13 protein-coding genes are annotated in these 14,423 nt (G+C 58.5%); all 13 read left to right on the forward strand.

Annotated elements, in window-relative coordinates:
* Positions 1 to 26 precede the first annotated feature (26 nt).
* The 13 genes from KI787_01200 to KI787_01260 all read left to right on the forward strand — a co-directional run bounded on the left by KI787_01200 (position 27) and on the right by KI787_01260 (position 14,410).
* Positions 27 to 527 (forward strand): OmpH family outer membrane protein, encoded by a 501-nt coding sequence (locus tag KI787_01200; GenBank protein ID MBV6628546.1) that lies wholly within the window; start codon positions 27 to 29, stop codon positions 525 to 527.
* 16 nt (positions 528 to 543) lie between these two features.
* Positions 544 to 1,551, forward strand: coding sequence for a UDP-3-O-(3-hydroxymyristoyl)glucosamine N-acyltransferase (gene lpxD, locus KI787_01205; GenBank protein MBV6628547.1), 1,008 nt, complete (start codon positions 544 to 546; stop codon positions 1,549 to 1,551).
* A gap of 4 nt (positions 1,552 to 1,555) precedes the next feature.
* Positions 1,556 to 2,011: a 3-hydroxyacyl-ACP dehydratase FabZ gene (gene fabZ, locus KI787_01210; protein MBV6628548.1), complete on the forward strand. Its 456-nt coding sequence runs from the start codon at positions 1,556 to 1,558 to the stop codon at positions 2,009 to 2,011.
* Positions 2,008 to 2,799, forward strand: coding sequence for an acyl-ACP--UDP-N-acetylglucosamine O-acyltransferase (gene lpxA / locus KI787_01215; GenBank protein ID MBV6628549.1), 792 nt, complete (start codon positions 2,008 to 2,010; stop codon positions 2,797 to 2,799). Before fabZ ends, lpxA begins: the two co-directional genes overlap by 4 nt.
* Positions 2,800 to 2,836: 37 nt before the next feature.
* On the forward strand, positions 2,837 to 3,988 hold the full coding sequence (lpxB, locus tag KI787_01220; protein ID MBV6628550.1) for a lipid-A-disaccharide synthase: 1,152 nt from the start codon (positions 2,837 to 2,839) through the stop codon (positions 3,986 to 3,988).
* Positions 3,973 to 4,530 (forward strand): ribonuclease HII, encoded by a 558-nt coding sequence (gene rnhB, locus KI787_01225; protein ID MBV6628551.1) that lies wholly within the window; start codon positions 3,973 to 3,975, stop codon positions 4,528 to 4,530. The genes lpxB and rnhB overlap by 16 nt, the downstream gene beginning before the upstream one ends.
* A complete protein-coding gene (dnaE, locus tag KI787_01230; GenBank protein MBV6628552.1) occupies positions 4,527 to 8,024 on the forward strand; it encodes a DNA polymerase III subunit alpha in 3,498 nt (1,165 codons plus the stop codon). The genes rnhB and dnaE overlap by 4 nt, the downstream gene beginning before the upstream one ends.
* Positions 8,021 to 8,983: an acetyl-CoA carboxylase carboxyltransferase subunit alpha gene (locus tag KI787_01235; GenBank protein MBV6628553.1), complete on the forward strand. Its 963-nt coding sequence runs from the start codon at positions 8,021 to 8,023 to the stop codon at positions 8,981 to 8,983. Before dnaE ends, KI787_01235 begins: the two co-directional genes overlap by 4 nt.
* Positions 8,967 to 10,250: a tRNA lysidine(34) synthetase TilS gene (tilS, locus tag KI787_01240; protein ID MBV6628554.1), complete on the forward strand. Its 1,284-nt coding sequence runs from the start codon at positions 8,967 to 8,969 to the stop codon at positions 10,248 to 10,250. The genes KI787_01235 and tilS overlap by 17 nt, the downstream gene beginning before the upstream one ends.
* Positions 10,251 to 10,279: 29 nt before the next feature.
* Positions 10,280 to 11,923 (forward strand): CTP synthase, encoded by a 1,644-nt coding sequence (locus KI787_01245; protein MBV6628555.1) that lies wholly within the window; start codon positions 10,280 to 10,282, stop codon positions 11,921 to 11,923.
* A 13-nt stretch (positions 11,924 to 11,936) separates the two neighbouring features.
* Positions 11,937 to 12,773, forward strand: coding sequence for a 3-deoxy-8-phosphooctulonate synthase (gene kdsA / locus KI787_01250; GenBank protein ID MBV6628556.1), 837 nt, complete (start codon positions 11,937 to 11,939; stop codon positions 12,771 to 12,773).
* A gap of 66 nt (positions 12,774 to 12,839) precedes the next feature.
* Entirely contained in the window at positions 12,840 to 14,126 is a 1,287-nt protein-coding gene (gene eno / locus KI787_01255) for a phosphopyruvate hydratase (GenBank protein MBV6628557.1), read from the forward strand.
* Positions 14,127 to 14,137: 11 nt separating this feature from the next.
* Complete coding sequence (locus tag KI787_01260) at positions 14,138 to 14,410, forward strand: septum formation initiator family protein (GenBank protein MBV6628558.1); 273 nt, start codon at positions 14,138 to 14,140, stop codon at positions 14,408 to 14,410.
* The last annotated feature ends 13 nt before the right edge of the window (positions 14,411 to 14,423 follow it).

A 14,423-nucleotide genomic window follows, 5' to 3' on the forward strand; every position in this document is an offset into this window, starting at 1 on the left:
TCTGTCTGATTATGGGTATTGAAAGTATGTTCAAAGTTCGCCTCATTACACTCACCTTGCTGACGGCCTTGGTCGTGCCTGCGGCATGGGCCGAGGTGCAGATCGCGGTCATTAACTCGCAGCGTTTGCTCACCGAATCACCGCAGTATCGAGCCGCGGGCGAGTCGATGAAAAAAGAGTTTCAAAGTCGTGCGGATGACCTGGAAAAAGAAGCGCGAGATCTGGCCGAAGATCTGCAGCGATTCAAAAAAGATGCCGACATCATGTCGTCCACCGAGCGTGCTGCGCGTGAGAAAGAGTTGAATACGCGGCGCATCGACATTTCCTACTCAGAGCGCAAGCTCAAAGAGGACGTGGCCGTTCGCGAGCGGGAGCTAACCCAGAAGCTGATGGCTGAGTTCCAACAAGTGATAGAGCAGGTTGCCAAAGAAGGGAAATACACGGTGGTGCTACAAGATCCCGTGTATGCGGTGGACAGTGCAGACATCACGGGCACCGTTTTAGACCGGCTTAAGAAGAAACGCTAAGTCGCCGGTTTCGCCCATGGATTTGCTCACACTGCTTGAGCGCGTTGGTGTCCAGCCCACGCGCCATCCGCAGGCCAATCCTGATATCACCGGAGTGTGTTCACTGCAGCCGGGTCAGGCGCAGGGTGTGGCGTGGTGTGGTTCGCCGCGTTATAAAGACGCCGCTCAGTCCAGCCAGGCGGCGGCCGTCCTGGTGCCACAAAATTGGACGGTAGACTGGCCCAACGCCGTGTTTGTGGCCGACCCACAGGCCGCGTTTGCGGCGGTAGCCCAGGAGTTTGAGCAAGACCAAAGACCGGCGCCCGGCATCCATCCGACTGCTTGTATTGACCCCACAGCGCAGCTTGGAGACGGCGTCAGGGTTGGTCCAGGTGTGGTCATTGAGGCCCAGGCGCGCATCGGAGACGCGGTGTCGCTCGGCGCTCACTGTTATGTTGGCGCTGGGGTGAGTATTGGCGCGCACAGTGATCTTCACCCCCGGGTTACCGTGCGTAGCCGGGCAAACATTGGTGAACGCGCGCTCATACTTAGCGGCGCAGTGATCGGTAGCCGGGGGTTTGGCAACTATCATGACGGCCAGGCTTGGCGGGCGATTCCCCAAGTGGGCTCAGTGCAGATTGGCAATGGGGTAGAAATCGGGGCGAATACGACCATCGACTGTGGTGCACTGGAAGACACAGTGATCGGTGATAACGTACGCATAGACAATCAATGTCAAATCGCCCACAACGTGCAGATTGGAGCGCAAACGGCTATTGCGGCGCAGGTCGGAATTGCTGGGTCGACTCGCATCGGTCAGGGCTGCATGATTGGTGGCCAAGCCGGCATCTCAGGGCATATTGAGATAGCCGACAGGGTCATCCTGAACGGAGGCGCAGTGGTGCTGCAGTCGATCACGGAATCTGGTCAGTACGGCTCGGGAACGCCTTTGCTTGCTGTTGGTGCATTTCGACGTTTGCTTGTTCTGCTGCGGCGGTTGGAGCCGCGTCTGAAGGCATTGGAAAAGGCGGTATCGCGTGGCTGAGCGTATAGACATTGACCTTGATGACATCCGGCGGCTGTTGCCGCACCGCTACCCATTTTTGCTGGTCGATCGTGTGCTGGAGTGCGTGATTGGTGAACGCATCGTGGCCTTGAAGAACATCAGTCACAACGAAAGTCAGTTCCAAGGTCATTTCCCGGAGCGGCCCATCATGCCGGGGGTGTTAATACTGGAAGCCATGGCTCAAGCCTGCGGTTTGCTGGCTTCTGCCACCGCCGAGGAGGGACCCGAGCAGGGCACCATTATGGTCTTTGCTGGCATCGACCGAGCACGTTTCAAGCGTCAGGTCGTCCCTGGTGACCAAGTGCGGCTAGAGGCCACATTGGTGAAGCGCAAGCGCGATATTTGGAAGTTCTCTGCTCATGCCAGTGTGGATGAGGCCATCGTCTGCACCGCAGACATGATGTGTGCGAATCAACGATTGGAGGCCATGCGTAAATGACGCAAGCGCTCATCAGCCCACAGGCTTATGTGGACCCTAAAGCGGAGCTGGATAGCAGCGTTGAGGTCGGCCCCTTTTGTTATGTCGGCCCGCAGGTCCAGATCGGCCCGCAGACACGGTTGGTGGCCAATGTCGCGGTGCGTGGCCCGACCAAGATTGGTGCGCGCAACACCATTCATCCCTTTGCTTCCATTGGTGGTGATCCCCAGGACCTCACTTGGTCCGATGCGCCTGTCCACCTCGATATTGGCGACGACAACACGATTTTTGAGTTCGTCACCTTTAACCGTGGCACGCCCAAGGAAGAAAGTCGGACCCGCATCGGCGACCGCAACTTCATGATGGCTTATGTCCATATTGCGCATGATTGTGTGGTGGGTAACGATACGGTGCTCGCCAACAACACAACCTTGGCCGGGCATGTGCACATTCATGACCACGCCATTTGTGGGGGCTTTACCGCCATTCACCAGTTTTGCCATGTGGGCGCCTACGCCTACCTAGGGCACGGCGGTGCGGTGGTGCGCGATGTGCCGCCCTATGTCATGGTGTCCGACTACCCTCAGCGCCCACGCGGCATCAACAAAGTTGGGCTGGAACGCAAGGGCTTTTCTGCCGAGCGCATCCGCCGAATTCGTGAAGCCTTCAAGGTGCTCTACAAACAAGATCTAAGTTTGGAAGATGCCATTGCCCGTATCCGTGAGTTGGCTGATGCCGGCGATACCGACGGGGATTTGCGCCGCTTTTTAGACTTTATTAGCGCGTCAAAGCGGTCCATCATTCGTTAAACACTCGTGTGCACTGTGCACACCAGAGGTCATTACTGTGCCGGCACGTCGTTTGGCCATTGTGGCCGGGGAAAGTTCTGGGGATCAATTGGGTGCGGGTCTGGTTCGGGCTCTGCGTGAACGCCATCCGGACTTGATCATTGAGGGGGTTGCGGGACCGCACCTGCAAGCCGCCGGCTGTACTCCCTTAGCCCAAGCCGAGGAACTGGCGGTCATGGGCCTAGCGGAAGTTCTGCCTGAGGTGGCCCGTATCTGGCGTTTGCGTCAACGGCTGCTCAAGCATTGGCGGGATAACCCGCCGGATGCCTTTGTCGGCATTGATGCACCTGACTTCAACTTGGGCCTGGAGCGCCGCCTCAAAGATCAAGGCATTCCCGTCGTGCACTACGTAAGCCCTACGGTCTGGGCGTGGCGACCGCAGCGGGTGCATAAAGTGAACCGTGCCGCCCATGGTTTGCTGTGTTTGTTTCCTTTTGAGCCCGAGTGTTACCAAGAGCTGCCTATACAAACGGCCTATGTCGGTCATCCTTTTGCGCATGCCATGCGCAAGTTGCCAACGGCGGCCACCTTGCGCAAGCAGCTGCAGGTGGATTCGAGCGCCCCTGTACTGGCACTCGTGCCAGGCAGCCGTAGCGGCGAAATTGAACGCAATGCCCCAGTGATGTTTGAGGCCGCCGCAGCTTGGCAACAAGACAACCCCCGGCTGCAGTTGTTACTGGCCGCCGCAGACGCTAAACGGGCCGAGCAGCTCCAAGCTCTTAGCCAGCAATGGGGCCATCGCTTGAGCGTCACCATCACAACAGGTCGTATGCGCGAGGTTCTTTGCGCATCCGACGTGGCCTGGGTCACATCCGGCACCGCCACTCTCGAGACCCTCTTGAGCCAAACTCCGATGGTGGTGCTGTACAGGGCCGCTGCCAGTACCAATTTTCTATTGCGCGGCTTAGGGATGCTGCAATCTCGTTTTGTGTCAATGCCGAACATTCTGGCTGGCCGCAGCGTTGTTCCAGAGCTGCTACAAGAGCAAGCGCAGCCAGAGGCCTTGCTGCGTGCTGGTCGTTTATTGCTAGACAATGCCGGTGCGCGGGAGGCGCAACTCCAGGCTTTCGCGCAGATTAGCGAAGGTTTGCTGCAAGATACCGACCAGTTGGCGGCCGAGTTCGTGGAGGATATATGCGGGTGGGTGTAGATGAAGCTGGACGCGGTCCTTTAGCGGGTCCAGTGGTGGCCGCCGCCGTCATTCTTGCCGAGCCCATTACAGGCTTGAATGACTCCAAAAAACTCAGCCCTAAGCGCCGAGATGAGCTCGCAGAACTCATTCGTGAACAGGCTCAGGCTTGGGCCATTGCGGAGGCGAGTGCGGCTGAAATTGACGCATTGAACATTCACCATGCCACCCTGCTGGCCATGCGCAGGGCGGTAGAGGCCCTGCCGGAAATGGCTTCAGAAGCATTGGTGGATGGGCGTTTTGTGCCTAGCTTGAGCATGCCGGCGCGGGCCATAGTGGGTGGCGACGCGAAGGTCGCAGAGATCTCCGCTGCGTCAATTTTGGCGAAAACGCATCGCGATGCCATATTGGTGGGCCTAGATAGCCAATTTCCAGAATATGGCTTCGCCAAACACAAGGGATATCCCACTCCAGCTCATTTACAAGCGCTGCATCAGCATGGCCCTTGCGCGGCTCACCGACGCAGCTTTGCTCCTGTGGCGCAGGTGAGTCTCGCCCTGTGAGTACCGACTTCGTCCATTTGCGCCTGCATAGCGAATACTCCTTGTGCGACAGCATGGTGCGCATCAAGCCCGGCGTGGCTGCTGTGGCTGCAGCTGGCCAGGCCGCGGTAGGACTCACGGATGCCGGCAACGTTTTTGCCCTCGTCAAGTTTTATCAGGCAGCTCGGAGCGTCGGCGTTAAACCCTTGGCGGGAGCCGAGGTTCGCGTGCGGACTCCTCAGGGTCATGACCTGATCCTGCTCCTGTACTGCCGCAGCCGGGTCGGCTTGACCAGCCTGTCGAGGCTGCTCACACGCGTGCACCTTGAGGGCCGTGAGGACCCAGATAACCCGCGTCTGGAATGGTCATGGATGGCGGAGCAGGGGGCGCGCGATGACCTTGAATGCATTGTTTGCAGTGGTGATGCGCAGGCCGGAACGTGGTTGGCTGCGGCGGATCAAACCAGCCTAGAGCCATGGCTTGTTGAGTTGGCGCAGCTGTTCCCGCAGCGCTGTTGGATGGGTTTGGAGCGACTTGGACGTGACCGTGATGAGGCCGTCGTCGCCGCTGCGGTGGAACTGGCGCTGAAATACGACTGGCCGCTGCTAGCGCTGAATCAGGTCTGTTTTCTCGGTGCGGAGGATTTTGAAGCTCATGAGGCTCGGGTCTGCATCTACCAGGGGGAGAGGCTGGACGACCCTCAGCGTCCCCGTCGCCACACGCCAGAGCAATATCTGAAGTCTGGCGCGCAGATGCTGGAGTTGTTTGCTGACGTTCCTGAGGCTGTCCATAACACGGTGATCTTCGCCCAACGTTGTAACCTTCTGCTGCGTCTGGGCCATAACGTCTTGCCGGAGTTTCCTACGCCTCATGGGGAGTCGGCGGAGGATTATTTAGAGACTATTTCCAAGGACGGACTCGAGGAGCGCTTGGCCAAGGGCGTGTTGCACGCCAGCCGCGAAGAGTATGAACAGCGCCTGCAGCGGGAGCTGGGCGTTATCAACCAGATGGGTTTCCCCGGTTACTTCCTCATCGTGGCCGACTTTATTCGTTGGTCACGCGATAACGGCGTTCCCGTGGGTCCAGGTCGGGGCTCCGGGGCCGGAAGCCTAGTCGCCTGGGTATTGGGGATTACCGACCTGGACCCGCTACAGTTCGACTTGCTCTTCGAGCGCTTCCTCAACCCAGAACGGGTGTCGATGCCTGACTTCGATGTGGATTTCTGCATCGAAGGTCGAGACCGGGTGATCGACTATGTCGCACAGACCTACGGTCGCGATCAGGTCTCCCAAATCATCACCTACGGCTCCATGGCCGCCAAAGCTGTGGTGCGAGACACCGGGCGGGTGTTGGGTCATGGCTACGGTTATGTGGATGGTATCGCCAGACTCATTCCGCCCACGCTGGGGATTAGCCTGAGCGAGGCCTTGAAGGAATCGGCGGAGCTGCAAAATCGGTATCAAAACGAAGAGGAGGTAACCGAACTCGTTGATACCGCTTTGAAGCTGGAGGGTCTGGCGCGCAACGCCGGAAAACACGCCGGGGGTGTTGTCATCGCTCCGGGACCACTGACGGAGTTCTGCCCCTTATATGTGGACCCCGAAGGCCATCCAGTCACGCAGTTCGACAAGGACGACGTTGAATCGGTCGGTTTGGTCAAGTTTGACTTCTTGGGCCTTAAAACCCTCACCGTTGTTGATCGCGCCGAAGCATTGGTCAATGCGCGGCGCGAACGCGAAGGCTTGGAAGCGGTTGATATTCGGTATTTGGCTATCGATGATCCGGCCGTTTACGAGCTGCTGTGTTCCGGGCGAGTTACAGCCTGCTTCCAAATCGAATCCGCTGGGATGCGTCGCTTGGTGCGTGACCTGCGTCCGGATTGCTTCGACGACATCATCTCTCTGCTGGCCCTGTTCCGCCCGGGGCCGCTGCAAACCGGCATGGTGGAGGACTTCGTTAAACGTAAGCATGGCGAAGCCGAAATCAGTTATCCCCATCCGTCATTAGAGCCGATCCTCAAGCCCACCTACGGCGTCATCCTGTATCAGGAACAGGTGATGCAGATTGCACAGGTACTCTCCGGTTACACCCTGGGGGGCGCCGACCTGTTGCGGCGTGCCATGGGCAAGAAAAAGCCGGAGGTCATGGCCAAAGAACGTGGCAAGTTCGTGCAGGGGGCGCAGGACAATGGGGTTGACGGTCAGCTGGCGGGGCAAATTTTTGACTTGATCGAAAAATTTGCCGGCTATGGTTTCAATAAGTCACACAGTGCAGCCTATGCCTATGTGGCTTATCAGACCGCTTGGCTGAAAGTTCATTACCCCGCCGAATTTCTCTGCGCCACCTTATCCGCAGATTTGGATAACACCGAAAAGCTGGTGCCATTGATTGCGGACTGCCGAGAATGGCAGGTCCGCGTCCTGCCGCCCTGCGTGAATCACTCCGCCCTGCAATTCACGGTCCCGGCGCCCATGACCATCCGTTATGGTTTGGGGGCGCTCAAAGGCGTGGGCCGCGGCGTGGTGGAAGCACTGATTGCCGAGCGTGAGGCCCATGGGCCATTTGCCGACATGTTTGACTTGGTCAATCGTTGTGATTTACGCAAGTTGAATAAACGCGTCTTGGAGGCTTTGATCAAAGGCGGCGCCTTGGACAGCTTCGAGCCGAACCGCAAGACCTTGCTGAAGAATCTGGACTTGGCTGTGGGTTGGGCCGAGCAGCAGCACAGCCAGCGCGAAACTGGGCAGATCGACATCTTTGGAGGTGCGGCCGATGTGCCAGCGGCGCAGCCGCCAGCCTTGCAGGCGGCGCCGCCCATGAGCGCTGCTGACACCCTAAGGATGGAGCAGGAGGGTCTGGGGCTTTATTTGACCGTGCATCCTATGGATCCCTGGCGCCGCGAGTTTGCCCCACTGGCATCCAACAGTATTGCTGGGATGATCGACAACGGCGCTCCCAGCATGGAGCGGGGCGGCCGCAGCCGAGGGCGTGAGGTGGTGGCCGCAGGCGTGCTCGTGGACCTCCGTGTTTTGGGTGAGCGCCGTGCTTTTGCCTCTTTGGATGACGGCAGTGGACGCTTGAGTCTGGCCTTTTTTGATGAAGACCTGCAGCGTTTCCGCCACTTGTTAGTCAAAGAGCAGCCCTTGCTGATTCATGGTCGGTTGAGTCTGGATAGCTACGACGACAGCTTTAGGCTCACGCCGCAGACCATCCTGGATTTACGCACGCTACGCGACGCCCACGCCATTGGTTTGCGAGTGCGCCCAGCCGCCCAGCTTGCCCCGGCTCAGCTGGAACGGATTCTCGCGCCGTTCCAGGACCCTACAGGGGTTGAGGTCGCGGTGGACTTCAAAGCCCCCCATGTTCGGGGCGAGCTCCTGCTACCCTCGCAGTGGAGGGTACGCCTAGACAGCACATTATTAGACGCATTGGATGCGCACCCTGACATACAATCGTTTCGGCCCTTATACCGACGGCCGGAGTGGAACAGCGACAGCATTGAGGCGGCCGCGTGAATCTAAAGTACTTGGAGTTCGAGCAGCCCATTGCGGAGCTCGAGAGTAAAATTGAACAGCTGCGGCAGGTGGCTGACGGGGATGTGGTGAATCTGAGTGAGGATATCAGCCGGCTGGAGCGCCGGGTGAGTCAACTCACCGAGGAAATTTTTGCCGACTTAAGCCCCTGGCAGGTCACCCAGGTGGCACGTCATCCCCAGCGGCCCTATTTCCTGGACTATGTGAAGCACTTATTCACAGAGTTCACAGAGTTGCACGGGGACCGTCATTTTCGCGATGACCAAGCCTTAATCGGGGGGTTAGCTCGCTTCGAGGGTCGCCCGGTGATGGTGATCGGGCACCAAAAAGGTCGTGACACCAAAGAAAAGGTGCGCCGCAACTTTGGCATGCCGCGCCCGGAGGGCTATCGAAAAGCCTTGCGCCTCATGAAGATGGCCGAAAAATTTGCGCTACCGATACTAACCTTCATCGACACTCCAGGAGCCTATCCAGGGATTGGCGCGGAGGAGCGTAATCAAAGCGAGGCCATTGCCCGGAATCTCTTTGAGATGAGTCAATTGCGCACGCCCATTTTGTGCACCGTCATTGGCGAGGGCGGCTCCGGCGGGGCGCTGGCGATTGGTGTGGGTGATCATGTCGCGATGTTGCAGTACAGCGTGTATTCGGTGATTTCACCCGAGGGCTGCGCCTCCATTCTTTGGAAAAAAGCGGCCCACGCGGAAGAAGCCGCAGCAGCCATGGGCATGACTGCAGATTCATTGCATGCTCTGGGCCTCATTGATGAGGTGATTGCCGAGCCGGCCGGAGGGGCTCATCGCGCGCCCCAAGATGCTGCAGCGCGTCTCGCCGATACCTTGCGCACGGGCTTAGACAAGCTCGGAAGAATGTCGCGCAGTGAGCTGACGGCGCGTCGCCAGCAGCGCTTGCTGGATTATGGAGACTATGTCGACGCCGGTTAATCCGGTGTTTGAAGGTCTGCAGCTACCGCAGGCCCATTCTTATTTGCTGGGCTTAAGTGGTGGCGTGGATTCCGCCGCCTTAGCGGCGCTGCTTGCGGGTCGTGTGCGCTTACGCTGTGTGCACGTGAACCACGGGCTGGGGCCGCATGCGCAGGAGTTGGAGCAGGCAGCGGTTGGAATTGCGCGGACGCTCGGGCTACCGCTGCAATGCCTGCAGCTGCGTGACGCTCCCAATGCGAACCAAGAGGCCTGGGCACGTGAGCGACGTTATGCGGCCTGTGCGCAGCTGCTGCGGCCCGGGGAAGTGCTATTGACGGCGCACCATGCCCAAGATCAGATTGAAACCTGGTTATTGGCCGCATTGCGCGGCAGCGGAGCTGTGGGCTTATCGGCAATGCCTGTGCTCAAACCCTTTGCCCGAGGGTGGCATGCGCGGCCGGCTTTGGCCCTACCGGCAGTTGAGTTGCAACAACAGGCCGCGGGGCTTCCTTGGATGGACGACCCCACTAATGCCGATCTAGAGCTTGCGCGCAATCGGGTGCGCGTTGAGCTATTGCCTCTGCTAGAGAAAATCCATCCACGTTCCCATGCGGCCTTGCTGCGCAGCGTTGATCTTGCGCAACAGCAAAGCCGTGAGTTGCGGTTTTGGCAGCAGGCATGGATCGAGCAGCATCTTGAGATGCAGCGGCAAGCCCTGCCGCTGCAGGCTCTACAGGAGCTGGCGGCTCCACCGCGTGAGGGTTTGCTGCATGCTGCGGTACGCAGTCTGGGCGCTCCGGCGATTCCACAGCGGGTGCTTTGGCAATGGCTCAAACAAATGCAGGCACCAGATGACCGTCAGCCAGCCCTGCATTGGTCGGGCTGGTCTTTACGCCGCTATCAGGGCTGGGTCTATGTTGTGCCGCCGCTGCCACCGCCTCCACAGGCTTTGGCCGTGAGTCAGGAGGGCTGGCAGGAATGGGTGGCTGGCAGTCGGGTGTATTGTCCGCAAGGGCAAGCTGGAACACTGCGTGGTGCTGATCGCACTGCAGCCAGCTTAAGTGCTGGACACCGTTCTAAGTTGCGCGTCAAGCGGGTTTTTTCCAGTCTGGGAGTGCCGCCTTGGCTGCGTTGCTACTGGCCTATGTTGTGGCAGGGGCATCAGCTATGCAGCGTTGCGGAATGGCGTGTTCACGGGATTGACGAGGCGCAGGTGCTGCGCTGGACGAATCTGCCAGAGTGGATTCGGCCTTGGGTGAGACAAGCCAGGGAGAAGCCATTGGGCTAAAATTGTTGAAACCCCACCTTGATATTGCTGTGCCGTCTCACGCCGCCACCAGATTTGTTTTTGTTACCGGAGGCGTTGTCTCCTCCTTGGGCAAGGGAATTGCCGCTGCATCTCTAGCCGCCTTGCTGGAGTCGCGCCACCTCAAAGTGGCGATGATCAAGCTTGATCCTTATCTTAATGTGGATGCGGGGACTATGAGTCCCTTCCAACATGGTGAGGTATACGTCACCCAGGATGGCGCCGAAACCGACCTGGATCTCGGCCATTACGAGCGTTTTCTACGCAGCAAAACCTCCCGTCACAGCAACTTCACCACAGGTCAGATCTATTCTGCAGTTCTTGAGAAAGAACGTCGTGGCGACTACTTAGGCGGTACCGTGCAGGTCATTCCGCACATTACCGACGAGATAAAACGGTGCATTCTGCAAGGTGCTGAGGGCGCCGATATTTGCATGGTGGAAATTGGCGGGACAGTCGGCGACATCGAGTCCTTGCCCTTTATGGAGGCCATCCGCCAGATGGGGGTGGAACTGGGCCGCGAGCGTGCGCTGTACATGCACCTGACCTTGGTTCCCTACATTCCATCCAGTGGTGAGATGAAGACCAAGCCCACCCAGCACTCCGTCAAAGAGCTGCGGGGTATTGGTATCCAGCCGGATATTTTGATTTGTCGCTCCGATCGCGCTTTGCCACCGAATGAGCGGCGCAAAATTGGATTGTTCTGCAACGTGCCAGATCGCGCCGTTATCAGCGCCCGCGATGTGAAAGATATCTACACCATCCCGGCCCATTTCCACCAACAGGGCCTGGACGAGCTGGTGGTGGAGCACTTCGGTATCGAGGCTAGCTCCGCAGATTTGTCGGATTGGGCGCATGTGATCGAGGCCCCAACTCGCCAAGACGCAGAGGTGACTGTCGCCATGGTGGGCAAATATGTGGACTTGGCCGATGCTTACAAATCGGTCAACGAGGCCTTGTATCACGCTGGAATCCACACCAATACCCGCGTCAACATTGAGTATGTGGATTCGGAGCAATTGGAGCGTGAAGGGACCGAGTTATTAGCCGGAGTCGATGCCATTTTGGTTCCTGGCGGCTTTGGCGAACGCGGCGTCGAAGGCAAAATTTCCGCAGTGCAGTTTGCCCGGGAGAACAACATCCCTTACCTGGGGATTTGTCTGGGTATGCAAGTGGCGGCTGTGGAGTTCGCTCGCCATGTTGCTGGCCTGCCACAGGCGCATTCTTCCGAGTTTGAGCCCGGCACACCGGACCCCGTGATTGCCTTGATTACCCAGTGGCATGCCGACGGGGGGGATGTGGTGGCCGCCGATACTTCCCGTAAGGGCGGCACCATGCGCCTTGGTGCACAGCGCTGCAACCTCAGCGCTGCGACCAAATCCTACGAGCTCTACGGTGCCGATCATATTGTTGAACGGCATCGCCACCGCTACGAGTTCAATAACACCTATCGGGAACGACTCGCTCAGGCTGGGTTGGTGTTTGCCGGCGAGCAACCCGATGATGAACTCGTCGAGATTATCGAGCTCGCCGATCATCCTTGGTTTGTGGCCTGTCAGTTCCACCCGGAATTTACCTCGACTCCACGGGACGGCCATCCGCTGTTCCGCGGCTTTATCAGCGCAGCACGCGAGCAAGCGGCGAAGGCGGATTGATATGACGCAAGCACTGACTCTGGCAGGGCAGAAGATAGGGCTGGATCAGCCCTTATTCCTGTTGGCCGGTCCCGACACCTTGGAAAGCCTAGACATGTGTTTGGAGGTGGCAGGAACGCTCAAAGAGATCTGCAGCCGGCTCGGAACACCCTATGTATTCAAGGGGTCTTTTGATAAGGCCAACCGGAGCTCTCACCGTTCATACCGCGGGCCAGGCATGGAAGAAGGGCTGCGCATGCTGCAGGCCATCAAAGACCAAATTGGTGTGCCGGTGATCACCGATGTCCATGAGGACACTCCTATTGAGGAGGTGGCCAGCGTGGTGGATGTCATACAAACGCCTGCGTTTTTGTGTCGGCAGACCAATTTTATGCAACGCGTCGCCCGCGCTGGTAAGCCGGTCAACGTCAAAAAAGGCCAATTCATGTCGCCCTGGGAGATGGGCAATGTGGTGGCGAAAATGCGTGAAGTGGCGCCAGACACGCCGTATTTCTTGTGTGAACGGGGCTTTTCCTTCGGCTACAACAATTTGGTCTGCGACATGCGCGGACTAGCGGCGATGCGCGAAACGGGCTGCCCGGTGGTCTTCGACTGCACCCACTCGGTACAGCTACCAGGTGGTCAGGGCCAATCCAGTGGCGGGCAACGGGAATATATTCCGGTGCTCAGCCGAGCGGCGGTTGGTGCCGGCGTGGCCGGGCTATTTATGGAGACCCACCCCAAGCCTGACGAAGCATTGTGCGATGGACCGAATTCCTGGCCCTTGCACTTGGCCGAGCCGCTGCTGGAAAGCCTGGTCGCTCTGGATCGAGCCGTTAAAGCCCAACCACTTGCCGAAAACTTAGTTTAACCCTGTGCTCTGGCGCACCTCGCCGAGCGAAATACATCAGCAAAGGAACCCTTGCGAATCATGACGATGAGCCAAATCAAAACCGTGCACGCACGTGAAGTGTTGGACTCTCGGGGCAACCCTACCGTTGAAGCGGATGTCTGTCTGGAAGATGGCAGCATGGGGCGGGCCATTGTTCCCTCGGGTGCCTCTACCGGTGCTCGTGAAGCCGTGGAACTGCGTGATGGCGACCCTGCGCGGTATTTGGGCAAGGGTGTTCGGCAGGCCGTGGCCAATGTGAACGGTGAGATTGCGCAGGCGCTGCAGGGGATGGATGCCCAAGACCAGCAGGCTGTGGATCAGCGCATGATCGAGCTTGACGGTAGCGAGAACAAGTCGCGGCTGGGGGCTAACGCGATTTTGGCGGTGTCCTTAGCCAGTGCCCAAGCCGCCGCGGCCCAGCGCAAGCTTCCCTTGTGGGCGACACTGGCCGGTGATGGGCCTTTAGACCTCCCCGTACCGATGATGAATGTCATTAACGGTGGCGCGCACGCTGATAACAACGTGGATATTCAGGAGTTCATGATTTTGCCGGTCGCGGCGCCAAGCTTCTCTGAGGCTCTGCGGGCGGGCACCGAAATCTTTCATGCCTTGAAAAGCGTGCTCAAGTCGCAGGGGTTGAATACTGCGGTGGGTGATGAAGGGGGATTTGCTCCAGACTTGCCATCCAATGCCGCTGCTATTGATGCCTTGGCCCAAGCGGTGGACAAAGCCGGATACAGCCTTGGCCAAGATATTTTGTTAGGGCTCGATGTCGCGAGCTCCGAATTCTACAAAGATGGCCGCTACGTCCTGGCCTCGGAAAATCGCCAGTTCGACAGTGCGGAGTTCTGTGATTATTTGAGCGAGCTGTGTTCCACCTATCCCATCATCACGGTTGAAGACGGCATGGCCGAGGATGATTGGGAAGGTTGGGCCACCCTGACTGAGCGTCTTGGCGACCGCGTGCAGTTGGTGGGAGATGATTTGTTTGTCACCAACCCGCGAATCCTCAAGCAGGGCATTGACCAGAAAGTGGCCAACTCTATTCTCATTAAGGTGAATCAAATTGGCACCTTGAGCGAAACCCTGGAAGCGATTCGCTTAGCAACCGACTCTGGCTACTCGGCCGTCGTCTCGCACCGGAGTGGTGAGACCGAGGATTGCGTGATTGCCGATCTGGCCGTGGCGACCTCAGCGACTCAGATCAAGACTGGTTCTCTTTGCCGCAGTGATCGTATGTCTAAGTACAACCAGCTGCTGCGCATCGAAGAGGCTCTGGGTTCGCGAGCCGGCTATCCGGGACTAAAGGCCTTCCCGGTGCCGCGGAGCTAAAGGGTCCGCTTGTGGCGCGCGCCTGGTTGGTACTCGGTGCCTTGGCATTGGTGTATCTGCAGGCGCGGCTATGGCTCATGCCCGGTAATTGGCGCGAGGTGTGGGTGTTGCAGGAAGAGTTGCTTGCAGTCGACCAGCACAATGAACACTTAGCCGCGCGTAACGCGGACGCTGAAGCATGGGTGCGCCTCCTCGATGGTGACCCGGCTAGTTTGGAGTTCCAAGCTCGGCATGACCTGGGCCTAGTTCGCCCCGGTGAAACCCTGTACGTTATTCCCCAATGACGGCGCCGCGAAC

The organism is Oceanococcus sp. HetDA_MAG_MS8 (assembly GCA_019192445.1).
Lineage (GTDB): Bacteria > Pseudomonadota > Gammaproteobacteria > Nevskiales > Oceanococcaceae > MS8.